Consider the following 25,795-nt stretch of genomic DNA (forward strand, 5'->3'; position numbering starts at 1 on the left):
GGTTCGGGCGCCTACCTGGATTCTGGCGGGCCGAGTGGAATCGGCGGATCCGCCGATGTGCCAGAACCGGCCAACTTTGGTGCGTAATCCGGCATCGGGCCGGACAACGGGCGGGGCCGCCGGGATCGTTCGCCCACGCCGCCCGTTGTGCGAGCCTGGGCGCATGGCCCGACTGCTGATCGTGCACCACACCGCCTCACCGGTGACCCAGGAGATGCTGGAGGCCGTGCTCGCCGGCGCGCGGGCCGACGAGATCGAGGGAGTGGAGGTCGTCACCCGGCCGGCCCTCGCGGCGACGGCGCCCGACGTGTTCGCGGCCGACGCCGTCATCCTCGGCACCCCGGCGAACATCGGCTACATGTCCGGCGCGCTCAAGGTCTTCTTCGACACCGTGTACTACCCGTGCCTGACCGACACCGCCGGGCTGCCCTACGCACTCTACGTGCACGGGAACAACGACACCTCCGGCGCCGTGCGCGCGGTCGAGGCGATCGCCACGGGGATGTCCTGGAACCGGCACCGGCCACCGGTCAGCGTCGTCGGACCGCTCGGCCGTGCCGACCGTGCGGCGTGCTGGGAGCTGGGGGCGGTCACCGCGCTGGCCGCCATGGAGCGCGCCGGGAAGTGAGGGGCGCGGGACGCGGTCCGGGCAGAGCCGTCGGTGTCCCCACGATGTCATCGAGAAACGCGACATACCGTAGTCATTACGTCACTTCTGGTTTCTCCTGGGGCAGAATGAGGGTCTGAACTGGGGGGATTCCGTGGTCATGCTGCAGAGGCGGGGGCTGTGGGTGGGGATCGCCGTCTACGGTGCCGCTCTCGCGGTGACGGTGCTCACGTATCCCGTCCTGGGGGCCTGGGAGCGCGGCGAGCCGTCCGTGCTGTGGGAGACCTGGGTGCCGATCACCGTCGGCCTGTTCCTCACCTGGCTCGCCACGCTCCGGACGCCGCGGCGGGAGCTGGAGCGGCGGCTGGACGATGTGCTGGAGGGGCACCCGCTCGGTCGCGAGCTGGGCTGGCTGCTCGGCGCGCTGCTGGCCTTCCTCATCGGCGAGCAGGCCATGGCGTTCGTGTTCGGCCAGATCCACCCCGACTACTTCGGGCTCGCCGTGCCGGTCGCCCGGCTGCTCTTCCTGTTCGTGGTCCCGGTGCTGCTGGTCGACCGTGCCGGGTTCAGCATGGAGGGTTCGACCACCGGGATGCCCCGGCTGGCGATGGGAGTGACCGAGCCGTGGCGGTGGACCGGGCTGATCCCCGTCCTCGGCTGCCTGCTCGCCCTCGTGATCGGGATGGGGGAGCCGCTGACACCGGTGCCCGACGGTGTCGCGTTCGGGGTGTTCGTGGCGCTCGTCGTCATCAGCGTCCCCGAGGAGATCTTCTTCCGCGGCATGGTGCAGACCCGCCTGGAACGGCTCACCGGCCGGTGGTCCGGCATCGTGCTGACCTCGCTGCTCTTCGCGGCGACCTACGCGGTGCTCGGCGGCTATGCCGAACTGCCACGGTCGATGCCCTACGGAGGGCAGCACGACCTCGGCCTGAGCATCGCCACCTACGGTGTCTCCGGGCTGCTCTACGGGTACGTGTGGGCGTGTTACCGCAACATGTGGCTGAACATCCTGCTCCGCGGCGGAGTCATCACCCTCGTCGTCGCGCCGTCGCTGCAGATCATCGGATGAGGCGGGCCGGCACGCCGAAGGGACCTCGGGGTGCCGGGCCGGGCGTGTCCGGCCTGGTCGGGAGGGGCACATGCTCGCAACGCAGGTGCGGCGCTGGGTGCTGGTCCTCGGTACCGGCGTGTTCCTGGCGGTCGGCGCGCTGCTGTACGCCACGGGCCACACCGCGGTCCACCCCAGCGAGGACTACGCCTACGGCCGGCTGTGGTCGCTCTGGGTCCCGGTAGCGATCGGCATCCTGCTCGTCCGGCTGCTCCCGTGGCGGACGCCGGAGGAGGACCTGGACGTGAAGGTGCGGGCGGCGCTGACCGGCCATCCCATGCGGCGCGAGGTGCTCGTCCTGCTCGGCTGCGTGGTCGGCGCCCACCTCGGCGACATCGTGCTGGACGCCGCGTTCGGCATGGTCGACCCGTCGCTGCGCGCGCTCTCCTACCACACCGCCAAGGTGCTGTTCCTGCTCGTCGTCCCGCTGGCGATCATGGGATCGGCGGGCGTGATGCGGTACGGCCACGGGCCGGACATCCCGGCCGTCGCCATGCGGGTCGGCGAGGGCTGGCGCTGGGCGGGGCTGGCCGCGGTCGCCGGTTACCTCCTGCTGTCCGTGCTGGCGCCGTGGACCACGCCGCTGCCCACGCCGCGGACGCTGCCCGACGAGTACTCCCTGGCGGTGCGGCTGCTCCTCACCTTCACCACGTCGGCGCTGCTGGAGGAGGTGTTCTACCGCGGCATGCTGCAGACCCGCCTGGAACTGCTACTGGGCCGGTGGCCGGGCATCGTCGCGGCGGCGCTGGTGTACGGGATCGGGGCGGCCGTCGGCACGCACGTCTACCCCGATCCGGCGGTGAACCTCGGCATGGGGATCGCGGTGCAGGGGGTCACCGGCCTGCTCTTCGGTTACCTGTGGTCGCGGTACCGCAACCTGTGGCTGAACTTCCTCCTGCACACCGGAGTCAGCGCACTGCCCGTGCTGCCGCTGCTGTCGGAGGCCGTCGTCCTGTGGACGGGATGACCGTGAGCCGACGAGCGTGCGTAGGCGGTCCCGCCCCACGCCGCAGGCCCGCGTTCGCGCGGCCGGTGAAGCGGATGCTGCGGAGGAGAACCTCACCGGGACGGAGCCGCCCGCGGTGGACACTGGGAGGGTGACCGCGGCGCGCCGCCGGCCGCAGCGCCGCCCGACCCCCAGGAGTCCCCGTGTCCGATCCCCTCATCGCCGAGGAACTGCTGCTGCTCGCCTACCACCCCGACACCGGGCGGCCGCTGGCCACCGATACCCGCCTGACCGCCGGGCTGGCCGGCGCGCTGCTCGCCGAACTGGCGCTGACCGGCCGGGTCGCCATCGAGCGCGACCGGGTCCACGCGGCAGGCGCCTCCCAGCCGGGCGGGCACCCGGAACTCGACCTGCTCGCCGCCGAGATCGCCCGGCAGCGGCGGCCGGCCCGCGTGCGGTCGTGGGTGAGCCGGACCGGGTCCCTCCGGCTGCGCCGCGCCCTGCAGGAGTCCGCGGTCCAGCGCCGGCTGCTGAACCGCGAACGGGTCACCGTACTACGTGTCTTCCATCGGGAGGACTACCGGCCGGCCGACCCGTCGACGCGCGCCGAACTCCTGGACCGGCTGCGCGCCATGCTCATGGGCGGCCGGGCGCCGGACCCGCGCTCCACGGCGCTGCTGGGCATCCTCGGAGCCACCCGGCTGGACCGCCGGCTGTTCGCCGATCTGCCGGCCCGAGAGCGCCGGCGGCGGATGAAGCGCCTCCTGGCCGACGACCGGATCGGCCGGGCGGTCCTCGCCGTGATCAAGTCCGTCGAGTACGTGGGGGGCGGTGGCGACGGCGACGGCGGTGGCGGCGAGTGAGCGCCCGGATTCCGGACGCCCCGGGCGGGTGTTCCCGGCACGCGCGCCCCTGGCGGGAAATCACATCAGGCCGTCACCGCACTTACCGGCAAAAGCCGCCTATCATATGCTTCCAAGCTTCCTACCAGCGGGTATGAGCTAAGGGCGGGCGTCATGCTGACGCAACCGCAGAGCCCATAGGCGTTCACCGGAATGGGGGAGTCTGCGAGTCGTGAGTGTGGAACCGGTTCCTGTGACCCGAAAAGCTGACCAACTCCCCGCCGACCGATTTCTCGATCGAGAGGAAGGCTGGCTGCGATTCAACCAGCGCGTGCTGGAACTCGCCGAGGACACCGAAATCCCCCTTCTGGAACGGACCCGGTTCCTGGCCATCTTCTCCAGCAACCTGGACGAGTTCTTCATGGTGCGGGTCGCCGGGCTGAAGCGCCGCCTGGCCACCGGCGTCGCCGTCGCCACGGCGAGCGGCTACCACCCGCGCGACCTGCTGGAGCGCATCTCCGAGGTCGCCCACGAGCACATGCTGCGCCAGTCCGAGTGCTTCCACCGGTCGGTGGCCCCCGCGCTGGCCGACGCCGGCATCCGGATCGTGCGCTGGGATCACCTCGACGACGACGAGTGCCAGCGGATGCGGCGGTTCTTCCGGCGCTCGGTGTACCCGATGCTCACGCCGTTCGCGGTGGACCCCGCCCACCCGTTCCCCTACATCTCCGGCCGGTCGCTCAACCTGGCCGTGCGCGTACGCGACCCGCACACCGGCCGCCAGATGTTCGCCCGGGTGAAGGTCCCGTCCGTGCTGCCCCGCTTCATCGACCTCGGCGGGGAGCGGTTCGTGCCGGTCGAGGACGTCATCGCCGCGCACCTCCCCCAGTTGTTCGAGGGCATGGAGGTCCTGGAACGGCACGCCTTCCGCGTCACCCGCAACGCCGACCTGGAGGTGGACGAGGACGAGACCGACGACCTCGTCCAGTCGCTGGAGAACGAGCTGCTGCGCCGCAGGTTCGGCCCGCTCGTGCGCCTTGAGGTCGAGGAGACCATCACGGACCAGATGCTGAACGTGCTTCGTGAGGAGCTGGGAGCCGAGGAGGAGGAGATCTACCGTGTCCCCGGCCCGCTCAACCTGGCCGGCCTCGCGCAGATCGCCGACCTCGACCGCCCCGAGCTGAAGTACCCGCCCATGGTGCCGGTCGAGCCGCGCGTGCTGACCCAGGAGGACTTCTTCGCCGTCCTGCGGGAGCGGGAACTCCTCGTGCACCACCCGTACGAGTCGTTCGCCACCACCACCGAGCGGTTCATCGCGCTCGCCGCCACCGACCCCAGGGTGATGGCGATCAAGCAGACCCTCTACCGCACCAGCGGCGACTCGCCCATCGTCGAGGCGCTCATCGAGGCCGCCCGCGCCGGCAAGGAGGTCGTGGTCCTCGTCGAGATCAAGGCCCGGTTCGACGAGCGGAACAACATCGAGTGGGCCCGCAAGCTGGAGGAGGCGGGATGCCACGTCGTCTACGGCCTCGTCGGCCTCAAGACGCACTGCAAGATCGCCATGGTGGTCCGGCAGGACGACGACGGCACCCTGCGCCGCTACACGCACGTCGGGACCGGGAACTACCACCCCCGCACGGCGCGCGGTTACGAGGACTTCGGACTGTTCAGCGCCGATCAGGAGGTCGGCGAGGACCTCAGCGACCTCTTCAACCACCTCACCGGGTTCTCCCGTAAGAAGCACTACCGGCGGCTGCTCGTCGCTCCGAACGCGCTCCGCGACGGGCTGCGCCGCCAGATCCAGCACGAGGTCGCCGCTCACCTGCAGGGGTCACCGGCCCGGATCCGGATCAAGGTGAATTCCCTGGTCGACGAGGAGATCATCGACGCGCTGTACGAGGCGTCGCGTGCCGGTGTGCCCATCGACCTGTGGGTGCGCGGGAGCTGCGTGCTGCGTCCCGGCATCCCCGGCCTGTCCGAGACGGTCCGGGTGCGCAGCGTCCTCGGGCGGTTCCTGGAGCACTCCCGGGTGTTCGTGTTCGAGAACGGCGGCGAACCCCAGGTCTGGATCGGCAGCGCCGACCTGATGCCACGCAACCTCGACCGGAGGGTCGAGGCGCTGATCCGCGTCACCGACCCCGGCCACCGCAGGCGGCTGGTCGGCCTGATGGAACTCGCCATGTCCGACACCACATCGTCCTGGCACCTCGGCTCCGACGGCGAGTGGACCCGGCGCACCCACGACGAGTCGGGCGCGGCGCTGCTCGACCTGCAGAACACCGTCCGGGGCGACCGCCACCTCCGGCTGGTCGACGGCTGACCATGACCGGCCGCCCCGGCGGCGCACCGCCGTCGTCCACCTCCGGCGCCGAACCGCCGGAGCGGCCGGACGCGCCGGGCCCGGCGGCCGTCGGCGGGCACCTGGAGCCGACCCGGGCGGCCGGGGCCGTGCTGTGGCGGCCGTCCGGCGCGGGACCGGAGGTTCTGCTGGTGCACCGTCCCGGCCGCGACGACTGGACGCTGCCGAAGGGCAAGCTCAGGAACGAGGAACATCCGCTCACCGCCGCAGTGCGCGAGGTGGCCGAGGAGACCGGCCTGCGGCCCGTACTGGGGCGGCGGCTGCCCGGCCGCCGCTACGTCAAGGACGGCTGGCCCAAGGAGGTCGCCTGGTGGGCGGCCGCCGTGTCCGGGCCGTCCGGTGTCCCGCTGAGCGACGAGGTCGACCGCCGCGAGTGGCTGCCGCTCGCCGCTGCGCGGCGCCGGCTCAGTTACGGGCACGACGTCCGGACGCTGGACGACTTCGCCGCCGGTCCCGCCGAGACCGTGCCGGTGGTCCTGCTCCGGCACGCCTCGGCCGGTGGCAAGGACGGCTGGAACGGCGACGACCTGCTGCGCCCCCTGGACGAGGCCGGCCGGGCGGACGCCGCCCGCCTGGCCGAAGCGCTCGCCGGTTACGGCATCGGGCAGGTGGTCAGCTCGGCCACCGCCCGCTGCGTCGAGACGGTGCTGCCCTATGCCGTGCGGACCTCGGCCCGGGTGCACACCGAGCAGGCGCTCACCGCCGGGGCGGGGCCGCACGTCGGCTCCTTCGACCGCGAGGGCGCCCGTGCCGTGGTGGCCGCGCTGGTCGCCGAGCGGCGGCCGGTCCTCGTGTGCACGCACGGCGAACTCGTCGGCGACCTCATGCGCGAGGCGCTCGCCCGGCTGTCGGCCGCCGCCGTCCCGCAGCCGCTCGCCCTCGCCAAGGGCGCGTTCTGGACGCTGCACCTCGCCGCCGACGGGCGCGGGCTGGCGGCGGTCGAGCGGCACGGTCCCTGAATCCGGCCGCCCGGCGGGACGGCGCTCCACCCGGGGGTCCGCGCGGCCGACGCGGTGCCGCGTGAAGATAGGGTATGTGCCTTCCGCGGAGCGGGAAGTGTGGCACACGGCATTACGGGTGGCGGCCGCCGGGGACGGCCGCCGGTCCGCCCAAAGGCCGGCCGGCGCACTCGCCGCGCCGCGATCCCCCAACGTCGATTCGAGGACTCGCCCATGGCCCACCATCAGGTATCCCGGAGTATCGTCATCGAGGCCCCCGCCGAGCAGATCTTCGACGTTCTCGCCACGCCCGGGCGGCATCCGCTCTTCGACGGTTCCGGCAGCGTGCGCGGCGTGGTCGCCGGCCCGGAGCGGCTGTCGCTCGGTGCCACGTTCGGCATGAACATGCGCGTCGGACTGCCGTACCGCATGACCAACCGGGTCGTGGAGTTCGAGGAGGGCCGGCTGATCACCTGGCGGCACCTGGGCGCGCACCGGTGGCGCTGGGAGCTGGAACCGCAGCCGGACGGCGGCACGCTGGTGACGGAGACGTTCGACTACTCCTATGCCGGCACGCTGCTCTACCAGCTCGCGGGCGCTCCGGCGCGTAACGCGCGGGCGATCGAGCAGACGCTGCCGCGCCTGAAGCGGCTGGTCGAGGAGGGCTCGGCCGACCCGGAGCGCTAGGGCGTCTCGCACCGAAGCGGCCTGGACACGGATCGGGCCGTTGCCGCCCCGATCCGGTGGTCGTGGCCGGCGGTGTCATCGGAATGGGGGCCGAAGGGGACGATCGGGCAGGAGATGACCCGACCGGTCGGGCTCTGGGGCGCGAGGGCGGGCTCAGCTCGACGGCGCATCGGGTCGTGGAGGGCCGCGGCCGGCCGATGACGGAGCTCCTCGCCGCCGGGAACGTCGCGATTCGGCCGTTGCCGAGCGGGTCATGGACCGGGTGCGCCTTGCTCGCCTGGGCGGCGGGCCTTCGCGCGGGCCGCAGGGCCGCGCCCCGTTGTGACGAGCTCGCCGACGGGTACCGGCCAGGTGTGCCGTCGGCCGATCTCGATCTTCGGCTCCGCGAATGTCAGGACCCGCCCCGCGTGCCGCACACGCGAGGCGGGTGCCGCGCGGATCGCGCGCGACACCCGCCCCAGAGTCAGCGCGGTCAGGACGCGCGGTCGATGGCCGGGTCCTCGGCCCCCTCGATGTTCGTGAGGTCCGGGGTGGCGTGCCACTCGGCGTGCGGCCGGTCGTGGCCCTTCTTGTGCTTGCCGTGGCCCTTGTGCTTCCCGCCGTAGTAGCCGTGGTGGCCCGGCTTCGCCTGGTGCTCCGGCTCGGCGTGCCACTTCGGCTTCTTGTGCTTGTGGCCGTAGCCGTCGTGGTGGCCCGGCTTCGCCTGGTGCTCCGGTTCGGCGTGCCACTTCGGCTTCTTGTGCTTGTGGCCATAGCCGTCGTGGTGCCCGGGCTTGTGGTGGTGACCCGGTTCGGCGTGCCACTTGGGCTTCTCGTGCTTCTGCGGGCCGGAGACCGGAGCCGCGTCGACGGCCGGGGCCTGGTCGACCTGGGCGGCCTCCGGCTCGGCCGCGGGCTTCGGCTTGAGGCTGATCTCCGGGACCAGCGATGCGGGCCGCACCGGCTTCGCGGCGGGCTTCGCGGGCTTGTCCGCGGCCTTCGGGCCAGCGGGCTGCTGGGCGGCCTCCGGCTTCGGCGCCGCGTCCGGACCGGTGGCCGCGGGAGCGGTGTCCGTCTGCGGCGCCTCCTGGTCCGCCGGAGCCGCGTCGGTCCCCGGCTCGGTGCCCTCGGCCGGCTTGGGTGCGGCGTCGGTCTTGGGCGAGTCCGCCTTCGGCCGGGTCGGCTTGGCGGGCTTGGTGGCCCCCTGGGTCTTGGGGGTCTCCGTGCTCGGGGCCGCGTCGGTCTCCGGCTCGGTGCCCTCGGCCGGCTTCGGTGCGGTCTCGGTCTTGGGCGAGTCCGCCTTCGGCTTGCCGGCGTCCTTCGGAGCCTCACCCGGCGTGGGCTTGGTGGCCTTCGGCCTGGTCGGCTTGGCCGCGGAGTCGGCCTTCGGCTTCTCCGATTTCTTCGGAGCCTCGCCGGTCTTCGGGCCTTCGGTGCTGCCCGGGACCTCGGCCGTGGGAGCCTGGGCGGTCCCGGGCTCCTGACTGCTTCCGGGTGTCCCGCTGCTCTGCGTCGGTTGGCTGGTGTCGTCACCGTCCGCCTGCGCGGGGATGGCCGTGAACACACCGATGGAAGCACCGGCCACGGCGGTCAGCATGGTGGTGGCAATACCTCGTCTGAAAGACACGGGAATCCTCTCTCTGAGAGTCACCGAGTAACTACGAAGAGTGATTGCCCCTGTTCGTGGCCTTCTATGCACCCCGGGCGAGTTTTCGTGCGACCGATTTTCTCCGGTTCGCGTAGTTGATCTTGGTGCGCCGGGAAGGCGGGCTTGCGCCGGCCGCACCGGAAGCCGTGCGGCTGTGGGGGACCGGAGCCGCCGGGACGGTCTCCGGCGCGGCCGGACCCACCCGCCCGGGTTACGGACAATAGGGCGGTGCCCGATCCCCGAAACAGGCCGTCCTATATCCCGGTCCGGTTGATTCCGGGGCCGGCCGGGCACGCGGTGACCGCCGTGCGGTCAGTCCGCCGGGTAGCAGCGCACCTCCGTCGCCTTGACCCCCGCCCACACGGAATCCCCCACCACGGGCGCCAACTCCGCGAGCCCGGCCGGTGTCACATCCGCGCTCACCGCGAAGCCCGAAGCCGGATCCTCCAGGCGCACCCGCACGTGGTCCCCGAACCGCTCGACCCCCTCGACCCGCAGCCGCCACACGTTACGCGGCGTGCCCACCGGAGCCTCCCGGTACAGCGCGACCGCGCGCGGCGGGAAGGCCGCGAACACCGGCCCCGACCGCTGCTCGGCCACCTCGATGCGCGCCGGGCCGCCGGCCACCACCACGGTTCCGCCGGTGGCCTCGCCCCGGTACAGGTTCAGGCCGACCAGGCGCGCGACGTAGTCGGTGCGGGGATGCCGTGCCACCTCGGTCGGCGCGCCCTCCTGGACCACCGCGCCGTCCTCGATGACCGTCACCCGGTCGGCCAGCACCATCGCGTCCAGCGGGTCGTGGGTGACGATGACCGCCGCGCCGTCGAAGTCCGCCAGGTCGCGACGCAGCCGGGACCGCACCTCCACGCGGGTGTGCGCGTCGAGCGCCGCCAGCGGCTCGTCCAGCAGCAGCAGCCGCGGCCGGACCGCCAGCGCGCGGGCCAGCGCCACCCGCTGGGCCTGGCCGCCGGACAGTTCCCGCGGTCGCCGGCGGGCGTGGCCGGCCAGCCCCATCCGGCCCAGCAGCTCCGCGGCGCGCGCCCGCGCCGCCGCCTTCGGCACTCCGCGCGCCCGAGGCCCGAACGCCACGTTCTCCAGCGCGCTCAGGTGCTCGAACAGCAGGTAGTCCTGGAACACCATGCCGATCGGGCGCCGCTCGGTCGGCGTGACCGTCATGTCGCGGCCGTCCAGCACGACGCGGCCGTCGGCCAGGTCGGTCAGTCCGGCGAGCGCCCGCAGCGCGGTGGACTTGCCCGCGCCGTTCGGCCCGAGCAGCGCCACCACCTCGCCGGCCGCCGCCCGCAGCCGGGCGTCCAGCCGGAAACCGCCCCGCCGCACCACCAGGTGCGCGTCGAGCACGGTGAACGTACCGCCGGGCGGCGCGGCATCGGTCGCCCCGGTCACGTCCGGCTCCCTACCGGCCCGGCCCGTCACGGGGTGCCCAGCCATCGGTCACGCAGCCCCACGAGGATGGCCAGCGACACGGCCAGCAGCACCAGGCTCAGGACCACCGCCGACTCCGGGCTCCGTTGCATGGCCAGGTACACCGCCAGGGGCATGGTCTGGGTGCGGCCGGGGAAGTTCCCGGCGAACGTGATGGTCGCCCCGAACTCGCCGAGCGCCCGCGCCCAGCAGAGCACCGCCCCCGCCGCGACGCCGGGAGCCACCATCGGCAGCGTGACGCGCCAGAAGATCACCGCCCGGGTGGCGCCCAGCGTCGCCGCGGCGTCCTCGTACCGCCGGTCCGCCGCGCGCAGCGCCCCCTCCACGCTGATGACCAGGAACGGCATGGCGACGAACACCTGCGCCACCACCACCGCGGCCGTCGTGAACGGCAGCGAGTAACCGAACCAGTCGTACACGTACTGGCCGATCACCCCGCGCCGTCCCAGCACCATGAGCAGCGCCACGCCGCCGACCACCGGAGGGATCACCAGCGGGACGGTGACCAGCGCCCGCACCAGCCGGCGGCCGGGGAACTCGGTCCGGGCCAGCAGCCAGGCCAGCGGGACGCCGAGCAGCAGCGACACCGCGGTGGCGACCGTGGCGGTGCCGAGGGACAGCAGCAGCGCGTCCCGCACCTCCGGCATCAGCAGCCGGGTGCCGACCGTCGACCACGGCGCCCGGACCAGCAGCCCGAGGAACGGCGCCACCAGGAACGCCAGCCCGAGCACGGCCGGCACCGCCAGCGGCCACGGGAACCGGCCGGCGGCGACCCGGCCGCCGGTCCCACGCGACGGCCGAAAACTAGTCCGTGGCAAGGTCGAATCCCGCCGCGGTGAGCACCTCACCGCCCGCCTCCGAGCGCACCAGCTCCACCCATGCGGCGGCCAGCTCCGGCTCGGGGGCGTCGGCCAGCACCGCGATCGGGTAGGAGTTGACCGCCTCCGCGGCCTCCGGGAACTCGATCCCGCGCACGTCGTCGCCGGCCGAGAGCACGTCGGTGCGGTACACCAGCGCCGCGTCCACCTCGCCCAGCCGCACCTTGGTGAGCGCCGCCCGGACGTCGCGTTCCCGGGTGACCGGTTCGACGGCGACGCCGCTCTCGTCCAGCACCGTCTGCGCGGCGGCGCCGCACGGGACCTCCTCGGCGCACAGCGCCACCTGGACGTCGTCACCCGCCAGGTCGGCCAGCCCGGTGATGCCGGCCGGGTTGTCCGGCGGGACCGCGATCTCCAGCCGGTTGCGCGCGAACACGCGGGGTTCGCCCTCGGTGGCGCCCGCGTCGGCCACCTGGTCCATGGTGCGGGTGTCGGCCGCGGCGAACACGTCGGCGGGTGCCCCCTCGGTGATCTGCTGCGCCAGCTCCGAACTGCCCGCGAAATTGAACTCCACGACGGTGTCCGGGTGGTCGGCCTCGAACCGCTCGCCCAGCTCACCGAACGTATCGGTCAGCGAGGCCGCCGCGAACACCGTCAGGGTCCGCTCCTCGGCGCCGGCCGCCCCGTCGGACCCGGACTCCGCCACCGGCGCGCACCCGACGACGGCGAGCAGCCCGAGCGCGGCGGCCGCGACCCCGAGGCGGACCGGCCGGCGGAGTGGAGAAGGGGGGATGTCAGGCATGGCGCGCTCCCGTGGGCGAATCGCTCTCGATGATGACGTTGGTCGACTTGACGATGGCGGTGGCCAGCGCGCCCACCTCCAGGCCGAGCTCGTCGGCCGCCTCCCGGCTCATCAGGGACACCACCCGGTTGGGTCCGGCCTGCAGCTCCACCTGAGCCATGACGTCCCCGCGGATCACGTTGGTGACCAGCCCCCGGAACCGGTTGCGCGCCGAGGAACGCCCCAGGGCCGGGTCCGCCTCGGATCCCGCCCCCATGAACGCCGCGAGGTCGGCGCCGGCCACGAGCCGGTGGCCGTTCTCGTCCCGGTTCGCGGGCAGCCGCCCGGAGTCCACCCACCGGCGGACGGTGTCACCGCTGACCCCGGCCAGCTCGGCCACTTCACTGATGCGAAAGACGGTCACGGGACGACGGTACCGGTCGCATTTGCGATGGGAAAGACCTTATGTCCCCCGCAATTGCCCTACTTTCCCGGTGTTCGGTGCCGGTGCCCGCGCCTCCCCGTCGGCGCGCGGTGGTGCTGCCACCACCGTCCGGTGACGGGGACGGACGATGGCCCGGCCCGGCACCGGCCGCCTAACGTGGTCCGCGACCGGCCGGACTCCGGGCCGGTCCTCGCCCCCGGCGCCCCGCACGGCGCCGGGCCGCCCGGAAGGACCCCCATGTCGTTCACCGGCCATGGCGCCTACGCCGCCGTCCGGCGCCCCGGACCCCGCCGCCGTCGGCGGCCCGCCGTCGCCGTGGTCGCCGTGCTCCTTGCCGGTGGCGGACTGGCCGGTGCCCTCGCGCTCGTCCCGACCGGGACCGAGCAGCGGTCCGACGACGTCGCCGGGGTCACCCGGCTGACCGTGCGCAACCCCACCGGCGGCGCCGTCGAGGTACGGGCCGATTCCGGGGCCGAGGCGGTCACCCTGCTCCGCAGCCTGCGGTCCGGGCTCGCGGCCTCCCCCATGGAGACGGTGCATCAGGAGGGCGGCACGCTCAGCGTCGCCGCCGAGTGCACCGGGCCGCTCCCCGGCCCCTGCTCCGTGGACTACACGATCACGGTGCCGGAGGACATCACGGTCGTCGCCGAATCCACCTCCGGAGCGGTCGACGTGCTGGGGGTACGCGGCGCGGTGACGGTACGCGGCACCAGCGGCGCCGTCGGCCTGAGCGACGTGACGGGCGACGTCGACGTGGCCACCACCACGGGCACCGTCCACGCTTCCGGCCGCGGTGACGCGCTGGCCGCCGAGTCGTCGACCGGCGATCTCGACCTGAGCGGCTTCACCGCGGCGACGGCCGAGGCCACCACGAGCACGGGGGCGATCCGGATGGGCGCGGTCCAGCAGGCCGACGTGTCGGCCACCACCGGCGCCGTCGAGCTGACCGCTCCCGGCGGGTTCGAGCGGGTCGCGGTGGAGACCACGACCGGCTCCGTCGACGTCACGGTGTCGGCCGCCTTCCGGGAACTGGCCGTCACGACGACCACGGGGGCGGTCGACCTGCGCGTACCCGACGCCGCGTACCGGGTGACCGGCGCGTCGACCACCGGCGACCGCGCCGTCGACGTCGCGACCGCGGCCGACGCCCGCGCGGTCATCTCGGTGGACACCACCACCGGGTCGGTGGCGATCCGCCCGGAGTGAGCCGCCGGCCGGCGCGGCACCGGCCAGCGGGGGGAGGGGGACGCGCGCACTCACCCTCAGTGCAGCGACATGCCCTTCTCCGCCAGGGCCGCGGTGAGGATCCGCACGGCCTTCGGGCCGACCCCGTGCAGGGCGAGTAGTTCGTCCTCCGACCGGGTGGCGACCTGCGCGAGGCCGGTCAGCCCGGCCCCGAGCAGGGCCCGGGTGGCCGGCCTCCCGATGGCGGCCGGCAGGTCGGACGCCTCGGCTGTGACCCCCGTGTCGGCGGTCGCGAGCGCCGACGCCAGCCGCTTCGGCGCGCGGCGGAACCAGGCCGCCCGGACCAGGGCGTTGAGGTCCTTGCCGCTGATGTCGGCCAGCGGTACCCGGAAGCCGATGAGCGCGCCCGCTCGCAGGATCCGCTCCCCGGTCGGGTGGGCGGACACCGCGGCCTCGACCTCGGTGTCCGGCAGGCGGAGCCGCACCTGACCGTCCTTCGTCACCGACGCGAACCCCCGGCCGCGGACCGAGAACGCGACCAGACCGAAGTGCGTGCCCTCCTCGACCTCCGGAAGGCCGAGCGCGGCTCTGCGCAGCTGGGAGAGGGTCGTCATGCGACCGAGGCTAGCCGCCGCCACTGACACTCCGGGGAGGCCGAAGACGCGCCCGGCTCCCTTGCGCGCGGCGCTCCGGCCTTAACGCGCCCGACGCGGACCGACGTCCGGGGGGCCGGCGTACGGGTGCCGTGCCGCCTCCTGGGCGGCGTTCGGCGCGCCCGGCCGGCCGCGGCCGAGCGGCGGCGCCTCTTTCAGCGCGAAGTCCATCGGCTCGGCGTCCTTCGTGGGCCCGGTCGGCGATTCCAGCCGGAATCGGACCGGGAAGTGGTCGGCGCCCGCCAGCCGGATCACCTCGGGGCGGCCCGCCACGCGCAGGTCGCCGGTGACCAGCGCCCGGTCGATGCACCGGCCGTCGGGGGTGGTGGCGGGCGGCCGGGCGCCGAACACGTCCACCAGTTCGCGGTCACCGATCCGGCGGAAGAAGCCCGAGCAATTGTTCATGTCGCCCATCAGGACGATCGAGTCCGCGCCCCGGGCGGCGAGCCGGGCGGCCACGAACTCCGCCGTCGCCTGGCCGAACTCGCGCCCCGGGCCCCTCTCGTAGCTGTGCTCGACACCTTTCGCGTCCCGTGCCATGTGGACCGGGTGCGTGTGGATGATCCCGACGTCCAGGTGGCGGTCGTCGCCCGGCGGCTCCAGCCGTGCCACCAGCAGTCCCTTGGTGTGCCACGGCAGTTCCTCCCCGGTGCGCCAGTGCAGCAGCGGGAACGGCGGGTCGGGCAGCTCGATCCGCTCGACGTCGGCGAGCGGATGCCGGCAGGCGAGCCCGACGCCCTGCCCGGCCACTCCTGGAACGGCCGACTCGGCCAGGCGGTACTCCGCCAGATGGACGCCGGTCCGGCCGATCACCGGCTCCGCGAGCGCCGTCAATTGCCGTGACCCCGGGCTGCAGTCGAGTTCGGCGATGCCGAGCACGTCGGTGTCACCGGACCCCATCGCGGCGGCGAACTCCTCGGTGCGGTCTTCGGGGGCGTACCGGTGATCTCCCTCGCCCGGCCGGAGCATCCGGCCGCCGGCCACGTTGGCCATGGTGAAGCGCAGTGGACCGGTGCGTTCGGTTCCGGAGGTCATCGCTGCACTTTAACCGTCCGCATCCCCGGCGGGAACCGGTGCGCCGTGATCGACGTCCGAGCGGGCGGCGGGGTGCCGGACATGTCCTAGAGTTCGGTAACGCGCGACCAGCGGAGCCGAGCGGAGAGGCGAGGGCAGCGAGGACATGGAAGGTACGTCGTTCGCGGACGTCTGGCAGGACGTCTTCCTGACGCAGCCCGCGCCGCCGCAGTGGCTGGTCATCGCCACCGGGGTCATCGCCCTCGTCGTGGTCTCCGTGCGCGGCCCCTGGCGGGTGGCGCGCAACGTCGTCACGATCGCGCACGAGGGCGGGCACGCGCTGGTGGCGCTGCTCAGTGGCCGGCAGCTCACCGGCATCCGGCTGCACTCCGACACCTCCGGTGTCACCGTCTCGCGGGGGAAGCCGCACGGGATCGGCATGATCCTCACGGTCTTCGCCGGGTATGTGACGCCGTCGCTGGTGGGCCTCGCCGCGATCCTGCTGCTGCTCGGCGACCGGATCACCGCGCTGCTGTGGATCAGCATCCTCGTCCTGGCCGCCATGCTGCTGCTGATCCGCAACGTCTACGGGGTCGTCTCGGTGGTCGGCACCGGCGCGATCGTGTTCCTCGTCTCGTGGTTCACCCCGGCCGAGGTGCAGGCGGTCTTCGCCTACCTGTTCACCTGGTTCCTGCTGCTGGCCGGTGTGCGCCCGGTGTTCGAGCTCCAGGGGCAGCGCATCCGGCAGCCCTCCCCGCACTCCGACGCCGACCAGCTCGCGCGGCTGACCGGCATCCCAGGCACCGCCTGGGTGGTGCTCTTCGCCCTGGTCAACCTGGCGGTGCTGGCGCTGGGCGTGTGGCTGCTGCTGTTCTGAACCGCACGCCGGTGCGGGCCGGTCAGTTGGGGCTGGCGCTCTCCAGCGGGGCGCTGAGCGCGGACTCGACCGTGGGGAAGACGGGGATGCGGGTGTCCAGGGCCGTGACGTGCAGGATCTGCGCCACCCGCTCGGACGCGGCGGCGATCAGGATGCGGCTGTAGTGCTCGCGGCTGGCCTTGTGGCACTGGATGAGCACGCGCAGGCCGCTGGAGTCGATGAAGGACAGGCGGGCGCAGTCGAGGACCACCCGGCCGTGCGGCCGTTCGCTCACCGCCTCTCGCACGGCATGGTGGAAGTCGTCCTCGGTGGCGATGTCGATCTCGCCGTCGAGGACGAGCACGGTGCCGTCGTCATGGTTGCGGGACGTGATGGTCAGCGCGGGCATGCTCGCTCCGGGGTGGTACGCCGATGCCGTTGCCCGGCCGGAAGGCGCGGTGGTCCACGCCGCCCTGGAAAGGCGGCCGCTCGGGCCACGGGTCAACGCGTTCGTGGGCACGCCACTGTGGCAGAACTGATGTCTCATCCCTGTGCTTACCCCTCATGCCGGCAATGAGGATGTTCCAGACGCTCGCGATGGCATCGTCGTGTGCCAGGGGGCTTCGACTCTGGCTCGGGCGGCCGGGTCTGTTTCGACATCGGCGTGTGATGCACCCGACCGCTTGTACGTGACAAGCGTGTGCCCACTCATTGCTAAGACGCTTAAAACAAGCATCCGGTCCCGGACCTTACCACATGAGTCGCGATGAAATCGTGACTTCAGTGACGTGACCTGTCCTACAAGCGAAATGCCGGAAAAACGGCGTCGTACGGGAACTCTGCCATTTACGGCGCGGTCCGGCGGGCCGCTGGCATTTTCCGTCCCTCGTTCCGGAGCCGGAACCGGTCACCGGCGCCGGGGCTCGGCCGGCTCGGCCCTCCCGCCCGCGGCGGGCGCCCCAGGAGCGTCGGCGGGCACCTCCGCTGCCGCCGCGCCGTTCCGACCGTCCGGGCCGCCCCGGCCGGGCGCGCCGGCCGGCCGCGACGGGCCCTCCTGCCGCAGTACCCACGCGCACGCCGAGAGCGTGAGGGGCACGGCCACCGTGAGCGCCAGCGCCGGGATCGCGATTCCGGAATCGTTGACCGCGAACCCGGCCAGCGCGGTCACCAGCGACCCGGTCAGGCCGGCCCGCAGGGTCGGCGCGTACTCGTACGCCCGCTGCAGCGCGCCCATCCGCCAGTCGGTCGGCTTGTTCAGCACCGCGAACAGGAAGAGCAGCGCGCAGGCCGACAGCAGGGTGAGCTGCCAGTTGCCCAGCGACCCGACCATCGCGCCGAGCTTGCGCGCGACCACGGTGCCGGCCTCGCCGTCCACGACCTGCCCGGCGAACGCCCCGAAGTGGCTGCGCTGGCTCGGCGGGCGCAGGTAGTCGGCGTAGGCCATGGCGCCGATGACCACGATCGACACCGCCCCGACCAGCAGCAGCCGCGGAAGGGTCACCCGCTTGCCGGCGATCATGAGCACGGTCACGGCCAGACCGGGGATGATCGCGATGACGCCGCCGAAGTCGGTGCCCAGACCCGGCCAGCCGATCACGAACAGCGTTGCGACGCCCAGAGCGAGCGCCACCGTCACCGCCCGGCGCCGGTGGCCGCGCACCAGCGGCAGCCGCGCCACGCCCGCCACGGTCATCAGCACCCCGGTCGCGAACGTGGCGAACGCGATGTTGCCGAGACCGTAGAACCGGCCGGCGACGATCGGGCTGTACCCGGTGGGCGAGTTCATCTGCAGGTGCGCACCGGTGCACAGGTCAACGAACAGCACGCCCGTGGTGACCGCCGCGACCACCGCCGCCGGACCGATGATGTCGCGCCGCCACGGCCCGGCCAGAGCGAGGGCCACCACCAGCGCGTCGGCGAGCAGCACGCTGCCGAGCAGCGCGAGTTGCGGTTGCGCCGCCGACCACCACGGGATGAGGTTGGCCAGGTAGCTGGAGACCGGGAACGCCGCGCCGCCCAGCGCCACCGCGCGGATCACGGACAGCACCACGTCGCGCTTCTTGCGGTCCCGGCCGCCGTACCGCTTCAGCGTGTACGCGGCCGCCGCGTAGATGAGCAACTGGATGGCCACCAGCCCGCTGAAGAAGCTGGCGATGAGCGACTCCACGACCTTGGCGGCGGTGTTGAACTCGACGAGACCGTTCACGGCCTCGGTGAAGTCCGCCGGCGCCCGGACCTCCTTCCACGCCCGGCCCACCATGCTGGGCGGCGCGTCCAGCGACATGGCGTGCAGCAGCGTGGTGGTGATGTCCGTCAGCGTGACCAGCCCGGCCCGCCGGGTGGATTCGGAACTGAGGTAACCGCGGTCGAAGTCCTCACCGCCGGGGCCGACACCGTGCAGCACCGCGACGTTCAGGTTGGACGGCCCCGCCTCCACCGAGACGCCCGCGACCATCAGCGTGGCGCCGGCCGGAAGCATGTCCAGGACGGTACCGAGCTGGTCGTCGATGGCGCTGAGCCGCTCCAGGCGGTCGGCGTCCTGGATCGGGTCCGGCTCGGGCTCCTCGCGGTCGACGGCGGCGTCCTCGCCGAGTTCGGCGTCGGGGTTGGCCGGCAGGTCGAGGTACAGGTCGGCGAGGTCGTCCAGGTCGATGACGACGAGCTGGTTCTCGCGCCAGTCCCGTTCACGCAGCGCGTCCACGTTGCCGAGGTAGCGGTCCACCCGGCCGGAACCGTCCGCCGCGGCGAGTGCGGCGCCCGGGCCGACGGCCAGGGTGCTGCCGCCCGCGGCGTGCACCGTGTCGCCGAGCAGGCCGACCTGGGCGACGAACTTGGAGGAGGCGTTGTAGTCGACGTGCTGCGCGAAGTCGGGCACCGTCGCGCCGGCGCCGTCCCGCTCGGGCCGGCGGGGGAGCTCGCAGATGGAGTACGTCTGCCGCTCGCTCGCGGCGCGCTGCCCGGCGGAGATGCTGAGCCAGCCGTCGACGGGGCACGTGCGGGAGGTGGCGGTGCGGATGGACAGGTTGCCGATGGAACCGTCCTGGGCCAGCCGCCACAGGTGCGGCATGGTCTCGGGGTCGGCCTCCTCCCACATGAGGCCGGGCACGCCGACGAGCACCACCGGACCCTTGGGGCGGTCCGGGGCGGGAGCGGCGGCGGCCGGCGGCGCCACGAACCACGTCAGCGAGAGCAGGACAGCGAGCACGGCCGCGAGGCGCTGCGACCCCATCCGGTGCGCCACGGAACGATCCCCCTCTGATGCGCCGGCTGCTCCCCGATCACACTAACCGTCCAGGCGGGTCCACCGGCGGAATCGCGGCCGGACGGGGCGTTGCGGAAGGGAGGCACGGCGCCCACGGGGCGGGATCGCGGCTCAGCCTTCGCCGGCCGGCGGGCGCACGGCGGGGCGGCGGAGGCCGTCGAACGCCACGGTGGCCAGCGCCTCGGCGAGGTCGCCACCGGCCAGGCCGCGGCCGGGGCGGTACCACTCCACGACCGAGTTGACCATCCCGAACAGCAGCCGGCTCGTGAGCGCGGGGTCCACGTCCGGCCGGATGTCACCCGCCGCGACACCCTCGCGCACCAGGTCGCCGACGAAGTGGTCGAACTCCCGGCGGCGCTGCAGGGCGCCCCGTTCCACGGCGGTGTTGCCGCGCACCCGCAGCAGCAGCGTGACGTGCGGCAACTGCTCGACCAGCACCCGCACGCTGCCGCGCAGCACGTGCTCCAGCCGGTCGATCGCCGGGCCGGTGGTGGCCCCGGGCTCGCGGGTGACGGCGAACAGCGCGTCCAGCGCGCGGTCCAGCGACTGCCGGAGCAGTTCCTCCTTCCCGGCGACGTGGTGGTAGATGGCGGACTTGGTCACGCCGAGGGCGCGGGCGAGGTCCTCCATGCTGGTGCCGTCGTAGCCGCGCTCGTTGAAGACCTGGACGGCGGTCCGCAGGACGGACTCGGCATCGTGGCCGGGGCGCCCGGCGCGGCGCCGGGGCGGGCCGGGAGGAGGGGACGGCGATCTGGACACGAGGCCAGAATCTACCGGCGCCGCCGACCCTCGGCCGCCGTGCCCCGCGTCCGTCCTTCCGCCGCCGCCCGGCACGTCCCTCACCCCGGCCGCTCGTCCACGACGCGCCGGATCTTGCCCACCGAGCGCTCCAGGGTGCCGGGGGCGACCACCTCCACCTCGGCGGCGACCCCGAGGTGCTCGCGCACCGCCGTGGCCAGCAGCACACCCGCGGCGGCGCGGGCGACCGGGCCGGCGTCGGGCCGGTGCTCCACGCGGACGGTGAGCTCGTCCAGCCGGGCCGGCCGGCGCAGCAGCAGCTGGAAGTGCGGCGCGAGCCCCGGGACCCGCAGCACCTGCTCCTCGATCTGGGAGGGGAACAGGTTGACGCCGCGCAGGATGATCATGTCGTCGCTGCGCCCGGTGATCCGCGCCATCCGCCGGAACCCCGGACGCGCGGTCCCCGGCCGCAGCCGGGTCAGGTCGCGGGTGCGGTAGCGCACCACCGGCAGCGCCTCACGGGTGAGCGTGGTGAGGACCAGTTCGCCGTCCGCGCCGTCACCGAGGACCGCGTCGCCGAGCGGGTCGACGATCTCGGGGCGGAAGTGGTCCTCCCAGACGTGCAGGCCGTCCTTGGTCTCGGCGCACTCGCCGGCCACCCCCGGCCCCATCACCTCGGACAGGCCGTAGATGTCCACGGCGTCCAGGGCGAAGACGTCCTCGATCTCGGCGCGCATGTCCTCGGTCCACGGCTCCGCGCCCAGGACGGCGGTCCGCAGCGAGCTGGCCCGCGGATCGAGGCCCTGGCGGCGGAACTCGTCGGCGATCGCCAGCAGGTAGGAGGGCGTCACCATGATCGTGTCCGGCCGCAGGTCGTGGATGAGCCGCACCTGCCGCGTGGTCTGGCCACCGGAGACCGGGATCACGGTGCAGCCCAGCCGTTCGGCCCCGTAGTGCGCGCCCAGCCCGCCGGTGAACAGCCCGTACCCGTACGCCACGTGCACCTTCTCGCCCGGCCGGCCGCCGGCGGCCCGGATGCACCGGGCGACCAGATCGGCCCACACGTCCAGGTCGTGCCGCGTGTAGCCGACGACCGTCGCGCTGCCGGTGGTGCCGCTGGAGGCGTGCACCCGCAGGACGCGGTCCATCGGCACGGCGAGCGCCTCGAACGGGTAGGCGTCGCGCAGGTCCTGTTTGGTGGTGAACGGAAACCGGGCGAGATCGGCGAGCTCCCGCAGGTCATCGGGCGTCACACCGGCCGCCTGGCACTTGCGGCGGTAGAAGACCTGGTGGTCGTAGGCGTGCCGCAGCGTCCGTCTGAGCCGGACGAGCTGGTGGCGCTCGACCTCCTCTCGCGGCGCGCGCTCCATCGCGTCCAGCGATCCGGGGCCGGGGGCCGGGGCGGAGTCGGCGGCCGGGCGGGGCGGCCGCCGGGGGGAGACCTGGTCGGGCATCGCGCTGTGTTCCCTCCGCTGGTTCGGGTGCGGGCTGTGGTGGTCCGTGCGCTCACCGCGCGGTGGTCAGCGCCCCGGTCCGTTCGGCAGCGTCCGGCCGGTGCCACGGAACTCGGCCACGACCGCGCCGTCCTGGCGGGTCACCGTGACGTCGTAGATGCCGCTGCGTCCGTAGCGCACGCGCTCGGCGGCCCCGGCGGTGAGCACGTCGCCCTGCCGGGCGCTGCTGACGAAGGTGATGTCGGCCGCGGCGGCGACCGTGACCACGCCGTGGCTGTTGCCGGCGGCGGCGAACGCGGTGTCGGCGAGCAGGAACACGTAGCCGCCGTGGCAGACACCGTGGCCGTTGACCATCCGCTCGGTGACCCGCATGCGCGCCACCGCGTGCCCCGGGCGGACGCCGGTCACCTCGATGCCCAGGGCGGTGGAGGCGGTATCGGCGGCCAGCATGGCGGTCACCGCGCGCTCGGCGGCAGCCTGCGCATCGGCCGCGCCGGGTGCCGCCGGTTCGTCCGCGTGGCCGCTGTCCGTCACCGTCGGATCCGCCTCCCCACGAGCCCCGCCCAGGGACCGACGTCCCTTGAAACTGAACGAACGGTCGGTTAGGAATACCTCTAGGAACCATCACCGACCGGCGATCTGTCAAGCCTCCCGTGGCGTGAACGGGAACAGCAGCCTCCCGTGGCGTGAACGGGGAGAGCAGCCTCCCGTGGCGTGAATCGGGAGAAGAGGCGGCGCCGGACCACGAGTTGGGAGCGGATCCGTGGGCCAGGCCAGCACAGACCCGTCGGAGTTCTTCGCGCGGCACCGCGACACCCTGAAGGAGGCGGTGGCCGCCGCGCACGGCCGCTACCACTGGAGCCCGTACCCCGAATCACCGAGCCCGAAGGTGTACGGCCCGGACGCGGCGCCGCAGGGTCAGGCCGCCTTCGAGCGCTACCTCGGCGCCGACTTCCCGCTGGATCAGCCCGGCGACGGTGACCGGGTGGTCACCGAACGCTCGCCGTACGGCATCCCGCTCGGGGTGGGCTACCCGCACGCCGACGCCGGCACTCTCGTCTCCGCGGCCGCCGCCGCGCTGCCCGCCTGGCGGGACGCCGGACCCGAGGCGCGCGCCGGGGTCTGCGTGGAGATCCTCGACCGGCTCAACCGGCGCAGCTTCGAGATGGCCCACGCCGTCCAGCACACCAGCGGACAGGCGTTCGTCATGGCGTTCCAGGCCGGTGGCCCCCAGGCCCAGGATCGCGGGCTGGAGGCGGTCGCCTACGGCTACGACTTGATCGCACGCTACGCCGGCGCGGTCCGGTGGGAGAAGCCGCAGCGCAAGGGCGAGCCGCTCGTCCTGCAGAAACGCTTCCACGCCGTGCCGCGCGGGGTGGCGCTGGTGATCGGGTGCAACACCTTCCCCACCTGGAACGCCTACCCGGGGCTGTTCGCCAGCCTGGTCACCGGAAACCCGGTCATCGTCAAGCCGCACCCGCGCGCCGTGCTGCCCTTGGCCATCACGGTCGCCGTCGCCCGCGAGGTGCTGGCCGAGGCCGGATACGACCCGAACACGGTGCTGCTCGCCGCCGAGCGGCCCGACGAACGGCTCGCCGCGACGCTCGCCGTCCGGCCCGAGGTGCGGATCATCGACTTCACCGGCTCCACCGAGTTCGGCGAATGGCTGGAGCGCAACGCACCGCAGGCGTTCGTCAACACCGAGAAGGCCGGAGTCAATCCCGTCGTCCTGGACTCAACCGACTCCTACGCGGGGATGCTCGGCAACCTGGCGTTCTCGCTGTCGCTCTACAGCGGGCAGATGTGCACCACGCCGCAGAACATCTTCGTGCCGAGTGCCGGGATCAGCACCGATGAGGGGCACCGGAGCGTTGAGCAGGTCGGCGCCGACCTAGCGGCGGCGGTGGACCGGCTGCTCGGCGACCCAGCGCGGGCCACCGGTGTCCTCGGGGCCATCGCCAACGACGCCGTGCTCGCCCGCCTGGAGGCGGCCGGCGACCTCGGCGACGTCGTGCTCGCCTCCCGGACGGTCGCCCACCCCGACTTCGCCGCCGCCACGGTGCGCACCCCGGCCCTCATCCGGGTCGGCGCCGAGCAGCGCGACGTCTACGGGCACGAGCACTTCGGCCCCATCGCGTTCCTGATCCCCACGGCCGGCACCGACGACGCCCTGCGGCTGCTGCGCGAGACGGTCACCGAACGCGGCGCGCTGACCGCCGCGGTCTACGCCACGGAGAGCGACGTCCTGACCGCCGCCGAACGCGCCGCGCTGGACGCGGGGGTCCACCTGTCGGCGAACCTCACCGGCCAGGTCTTCGTCAACCAGTCCGCGGCGTTCAGCGACTACCACGGCACCGGCGCCAACCCGGCCGCCACCGCCGCGCTCACCGACCCGCGCTTCGTCGCCGGGCGGTTCACCTTCGTGCAGTCGCGCCGGCCGGCCTGACCCGGGGACGGCGCGGAGGTTCCACCACCGGCGGTCGCGGTCACCGGGCCGGGAGGAGGGGCGGCCGGCCCGCTCCGGATCGGCGGACACCGCCTCGGCCGCGGAACGGCCGGAGGTGGCGGCCCCGTGCCTGCTCGCCGCTGCCGACCCGGAGGTGCTGAGCCACACCCTGGCGCGGAATTGCCCGGCCGCCGTCCTGGGCTGACCGGCGGCCCTCACACCCGTGGCCCGCCCGGCCGGACGGCGAGCGCGATGTCGTCCGCGAGCCGCGGCAGGTCCCCCGGCTCCAGCGGGGAGACGGTCACCCGGATGCCCGGAGCCGACGCGGTGCGGAACCGGGCGCCGGGGGTCACCGCCCAGCCGCGGGCGAGCAGCCGGCCGACCGCGGTGGCCTCGTCGGTGACCGGGATCCAGACGTTCACCCCGGATCGCCCGGTCGCGGTGATCCCGTGCCGGGCGAGCAGCTCGATCAGCGCGTCGCGGCGTTCGCGGTACCGGCGGGCGGCTCGCCCGGGATCCACCACCCCCGAGCGCCACAGTTCCACGAACGCCTCCTGGAGCACGTGGCTCACCCACCCCGGCCCGAGCCGCTGCTGGGCGCGCAGCCGGTCGATGGTCGCGGTGTCCCCGGCGAGCAGCGCGAGCCGCAGGTCCGGCCCGTACCCCTTGGCCACCGAGCGCAGCACCAGCCACCGTCCGGTCGCGCCGGCGACGCAGCGGAACGGGAGGTCGACGAACCCGAACCCGTGGTCGTCCTCCACCGTGAGGACGCCGGGATGGGCGGTGAGCACCGCGCGCAGGCGATCGGCGCGATCGGCGGTCAGCGCCGCGCCGGTCGGGTTCTGGGCACGGCTGGTGAGCACGAGCGCCCGCGCTCCGGACCGCAGCGCGGCCGTGACGTCGTCCACGAGGGGACCGTCGGAGTCGACCCGCACCGGGAGCCGCCGCAGCCCGAGGGCGGCCGCGAGGTCGAGTTCGCTGGTCCAGCCGGGATCCTCCACGGCCACGGCGTCGCCGGGACGCAGGACGGCCCGCAGCGCGCGGTCGATCCCGTCCAGGGCCCCGGAGGTGACGGCGAGCGCGTCCGCCGGCACGCCGTCCGCCGTGAACGTCTCGCGGGCCACCGCGAGCAGGTCGGGGCTGACGGCGGGGTCGCCGTAGAGCGGATGCCGCCCGGCCCGCCGGGCGGCGACGGCGGCGAGCGCGGCGCCCAGGTCGGGGAGCAGCCGCGGGTCGGGGTTGCCGCTGCCGACGTCCCGCGTCCCCGGCGGCACGGCCTCGGGTTCGATGTCGCGCGGCACCGCGGCGGCCTGCGCGCGCACCCGCGTCCCGCGCCGCCCTCCGGTCTCGACCAGCCCCCGCTCGCGCAGCACCCGGTAGGCGGACGCCACCGTGTTGGGACTGACCCCCAGCCGCCCCGCGAGTTCCCGGATCGGCGGCAGCACCACCCCGGTCCCGAGATCTCCGACGGCGATCGCCCGTTCCACGCTGTCGGCGATCTCGTGCGCGCCGCGCCCGGTGATGACCATGCCCCCATTGTGCCCGCGCGGTGCCGGGCGCCGGTGCCGCGCCGGCCGCGGTCATGG

The 25,795-nt window shown here is 73.7% G+C and carries 23 protein-coding genes; 10 read left to right on the plus strand and 13 right to left on the minus strand.

Features of this window, described 5'->3' with window-relative positions; all coding sequences use genetic code 11:
* The first annotated feature begins 163 nt into the window (after nt 1-163).
* From ACFQRF_RS02195 to ACFQRF_RS02225, 7 genes are all read left to right on the plus strand, one after another.
* The gene (locus tag ACFQRF_RS02195; protein WP_379868341.1) at nt 164-628 is read left to right on the plus strand and encodes a flavodoxin family protein; all 465 of its coding nucleotides are present in this window, start codon (nt 164-166) and stop codon (nt 626-628) included.
* Between the two features lie 139 nt (nt 629-767).
* Nucleotides 768-1,676 carry a CPBP family intramembrane glutamic endopeptidase gene (locus ACFQRF_RS02200; RefSeq protein WP_379868342.1) on the plus strand — a complete coding sequence of 303 codons (909 nt, stop codon included), beginning with the start codon at nt 768-770 and terminating at the stop codon, nt 1,674-1,676.
* A gap of 70 nt (nt 1,677-1,746) precedes the next feature.
* A complete protein-coding gene (locus ACFQRF_RS02205) occupies nt 1,747-2,682 on the plus strand; it encodes a CPBP family intramembrane glutamic endopeptidase (RefSeq protein WP_379868343.1) in 936 nt (311 codons plus the stop codon).
* Between the two features lie 182 nt (nt 2,683-2,864).
* Entirely contained in the window at nt 2,865-3,524 is a 660-nt protein-coding gene (locus tag ACFQRF_RS02210; protein WP_379868344.1) for a GOLPH3/VPS74 family protein, read from the plus strand.
* Nucleotides 3,525-3,756: 232 nt separating this feature from the next.
* Nucleotides 3,757-5,823 (plus strand): RNA degradosome polyphosphate kinase, encoded by a 2,067-nt coding sequence (locus ACFQRF_RS02215; protein WP_379868345.1) that lies wholly within the window; start codon nt 3,757-3,759, stop codon nt 5,821-5,823.
* A gap of 2 nt (nt 5,824-5,825) precedes the next feature.
* A complete protein-coding gene (locus ACFQRF_RS02220; RefSeq protein WP_379868346.1) occupies nt 5,826-6,821 on the plus strand; it encodes an NUDIX hydrolase in 996 nt (331 codons plus the stop codon).
* Nucleotides 6,822-7,034: 213 nt separating this feature from the next.
* Complete coding sequence (locus ACFQRF_RS02225; protein ID WP_379868347.1) at nt 7,035-7,487, plus strand: SRPBCC family protein; 453 nt, start codon at nt 7,035-7,037, stop codon at nt 7,485-7,487.
* A gap of 472 nt (nt 7,488-7,959) precedes the next feature.
* On the opposite strand, the gene ACFQRF_RS02230 is transcribed toward ACFQRF_RS02225, so the two are convergent.
* The 5 genes from ACFQRF_RS02230 to ACFQRF_RS02250 all read right to left on the minus strand — a co-directional run bounded on the left by ACFQRF_RS02230 (nt 7,960) and on the right by ACFQRF_RS02250 (nt 12,580).
* A complete protein-coding gene (locus ACFQRF_RS02230; RefSeq protein ID WP_379868348.1) occupies nt 7,960-9,093 on the minus strand; it encodes a hypothetical protein in 1,134 nt (377 codons plus the stop codon).
* A gap of 333 nt (nt 9,094-9,426) precedes the next feature.
* Entirely contained in the window at nt 9,427-10,563 is a 1,137-nt protein-coding gene (locus tag ACFQRF_RS02235; protein ID WP_379868349.1) for an ABC transporter ATP-binding protein, read from the minus strand.
* The gene (locus ACFQRF_RS02240; protein WP_379868350.1) at nt 10,545-11,375 is read right to left on the minus strand and encodes an ABC transporter permease; all 831 of its coding nucleotides are present in this window, start codon (nt 11,373-11,375) and stop codon (nt 10,545-10,547) included. Before ACFQRF_RS02240 ends, ACFQRF_RS02235 begins: the two co-directional genes overlap by 19 nt.
* Entirely contained in the window at nt 11,362-12,177 is an 816-nt protein-coding gene (modA, locus tag ACFQRF_RS02245; protein ID WP_379868351.1) for a molybdate ABC transporter substrate-binding protein, read from the minus strand. Before modA ends, ACFQRF_RS02240 begins: the two co-directional genes overlap by 14 nt.
* Nucleotides 12,170-12,580: a TOBE domain-containing protein gene (locus ACFQRF_RS02250; protein ID WP_379868352.1), complete on the minus strand. Its 411-nt coding sequence runs from the start codon at nt 12,578-12,580 to the stop codon at nt 12,170-12,172. The genes modA and ACFQRF_RS02250 overlap by 8 nt, the downstream gene beginning before the upstream one ends.
* A 258-nt stretch (nt 12,581-12,838) precedes the next feature.
* Here ACFQRF_RS02250 and ACFQRF_RS02255 point away from each other — a divergent pair, with 258 nt between their 5' ends.
* Entirely contained in the window at nt 12,839-13,807 is a 969-nt protein-coding gene (locus ACFQRF_RS02255) for a DUF4097 family beta strand repeat-containing protein (protein WP_379868353.1), read from the plus strand.
* 56 nt (nt 13,808-13,863) lie between these two features.
* On the opposite strand, the gene ACFQRF_RS02260 is transcribed toward ACFQRF_RS02255, so the two are convergent.
* Nucleotides 13,864-14,400, minus strand: a complete 537-nt coding sequence (locus ACFQRF_RS02260) for a hypothetical protein (protein WP_379868355.1) — start codon at nt 14,398-14,400, stop codon at nt 13,864-13,866.
* Nucleotides 14,401-14,481: 81 nt separating this feature from the next.
* Nucleotides 14,482-15,474: an endonuclease/exonuclease/phosphatase family protein gene (locus tag ACFQRF_RS02265; protein ID WP_379868356.1), complete on the minus strand. Its 993-nt coding sequence runs from the start codon at nt 15,472-15,474 to the stop codon at nt 14,482-14,484.
* 145 nt (nt 15,475-15,619) lie between these two features.
* On the opposite strand from ACFQRF_RS02265, the gene ACFQRF_RS02270 reads away from it, so the two are divergent.
* Entirely contained in the window at nt 15,620-16,330 is a 711-nt protein-coding gene (locus tag ACFQRF_RS02270) for a M50 family metallopeptidase (RefSeq protein WP_379868357.1), read from the plus strand.
* Between the two features lie 22 nt (nt 16,331-16,352).
* Here the strand turns inward: ACFQRF_RS02270 and ACFQRF_RS02275 are convergent, their stop codons facing one another.
* The 5 genes from ACFQRF_RS02275 to paaI form a co-directional block, all read right to left on the minus strand.
* Nucleotides 16,353-16,718, minus strand: a complete 366-nt coding sequence (locus ACFQRF_RS02275) for an STAS domain-containing protein (protein ID WP_379868358.1) — start codon at nt 16,716-16,718, stop codon at nt 16,353-16,355.
* A gap of 498 nt (nt 16,719-17,216) precedes the next feature.
* A complete protein-coding gene (locus ACFQRF_RS02280; protein ID WP_379869009.1) occupies nt 17,217-19,538 on the minus strand; it encodes a hypothetical protein in 2,322 nt (773 codons plus the stop codon).
* Nucleotides 19,539-19,682: 144 nt separating this feature from the next.
* Nucleotides 19,683-20,330 (minus strand): TetR/AcrR family transcriptional regulator, encoded by a 648-nt coding sequence (locus ACFQRF_RS02285; RefSeq protein ID WP_379868359.1) that lies wholly within the window; start codon nt 20,328-20,330, stop codon nt 19,683-19,685.
* An 80-nt stretch (nt 20,331-20,410) separates the two neighbouring features.
* The gene (locus ACFQRF_RS02290) at nt 20,411-21,763 is read right to left on the minus strand and encodes an AMP-binding protein (protein ID WP_379868360.1); all 1,353 of its coding nucleotides are present in this window, start codon (nt 21,761-21,763) and stop codon (nt 20,411-20,413) included.
* Between the two features lie 66 nt (nt 21,764-21,829).
* Nucleotides 21,830-22,297 (minus strand): hydroxyphenylacetyl-CoA thioesterase PaaI, encoded by a 468-nt coding sequence (gene paaI, locus ACFQRF_RS02295; protein WP_379868361.1) that lies wholly within the window; start codon nt 22,295-22,297, stop codon nt 21,830-21,832.
* Nucleotides 22,298-22,526: 229 nt separating this feature from the next.
* Between paaI and paaN the strand changes: the two genes are divergently transcribed.
* Complete coding sequence (paaN, locus tag ACFQRF_RS02300; protein ID WP_379868362.1) at nt 22,527-24,209, plus strand: phenylacetic acid degradation protein PaaN; 1,683 nt, start codon at nt 22,527-22,529, stop codon at nt 24,207-24,209.
* A 215-nt stretch (nt 24,210-24,424) separates the two neighbouring features.
* Here paaN and ACFQRF_RS02305 read toward each other — a convergent pair whose 3' ends face one another.
* A complete protein-coding gene (locus ACFQRF_RS02305) occupies nt 24,425-25,738 on the minus strand; it encodes an aminotransferase class I/II-fold pyridoxal phosphate-dependent enzyme (protein WP_379868363.1) in 1,314 nt (437 codons plus the stop codon).
* Between the last annotated feature and the right edge of the window lie 57 nt (nt 25,739-25,795).

It is taken from the genome of Marinactinospora rubrisoli, assembly GCF_042664915.1.
GTDB lineage: Bacteria > Actinomycetota > Actinomycetes > Streptosporangiales > Streptosporangiaceae > Marinitenerispora > Marinitenerispora rubrisoli.

Coding starts and splice junctions, on each gene's coding strand:
- ACFQRF_RS02200 (WP_379868342.1), top strand. CDS start 768: ATGCTGCAGAGGCGGGGGCTGTGGGTGGGGATCGCCGTCTACGGTGCC.
- ACFQRF_RS02255 (WP_379868353.1), top strand. CDS start 12,839: ATGTCGTTCACCGGCCATGGCGCCTACGCCGCCGTCCGGCGCCCCGGA.
- ACFQRF_RS02260 (WP_379868355.1), bottom strand. CDS start 14,400: ATGACGACCCTCTCCCAGCTGCGCAGAGCCGCGCTCGGCCTTCCGGAG.
- ACFQRF_RS02205 (WP_379868343.1), top strand. CDS start 1,747: ATGCTCGCAACGCAGGTGCGGCGCTGGGTGCTGGTCCTCGGTACCGGC.
- ACFQRF_RS02235 (WP_379868349.1), bottom strand. CDS start 10,563: ATGGCTGGGCACCCCGTGACGGGCCGGGCCGGTAGGGAGCCGGACGTG.
- ACFQRF_RS02305 (WP_379868363.1), bottom strand. CDS start 25,738: ATGGTCATCACCGGGCGCGGCGCGCACGAGATCGCCGACAGCGTGGAA.
- ACFQRF_RS02220 (WP_379868346.1), top strand. CDS start 5,826: ATGACCGGCCGCCCCGGCGGCGCACCGCCGTCGTCCACCTCCGGCGCC.
- ACFQRF_RS02225 (WP_379868347.1), top strand. CDS start 7,035: ATGGCCCACCATCAGGTATCCCGGAGTATCGTCATCGAGGCCCCCGCC.
- ACFQRF_RS02290 (WP_379868360.1), bottom strand. CDS start 21,763: ATGCCCGACCAGGTCTCCCCCCGGCGGCCGCCCCGCCCGGCCGCCGAC.
- modA (WP_379868351.1), bottom strand. CDS start 12,177: ATGCCTGACATCCCCCCTTCTCCACTCCGCCGGCCGGTCCGCCTCGGG.
- ACFQRF_RS02275 (WP_379868358.1), bottom strand. CDS start 16,718: ATGCCCGCGCTGACCATCACGTCCCGCAACCATGACGACGGCACCGTG.
- ACFQRF_RS02270 (WP_379868357.1), top strand. CDS start 15,620: ATGGAAGGTACGTCGTTCGCGGACGTCTGGCAGGACGTCTTCCTGACG.
- ACFQRF_RS02195 (WP_379868341.1), top strand. CDS start 164: ATGGCCCGACTGCTGATCGTGCACCACACCGCCTCACCGGTGACCCAG.
- ACFQRF_RS02265 (WP_379868356.1), bottom strand. CDS start 15,474: ATGACCTCCGGAACCGAACGCACCGGTCCACTGCGCTTCACCATGGCC.
- ACFQRF_RS02280 (WP_379869009.1), bottom strand. CDS start 19,538: ATGGGGTCGCAGCGCCTCGCGGCCGTGCTCGCTGTCCTGCTCTCGCTG.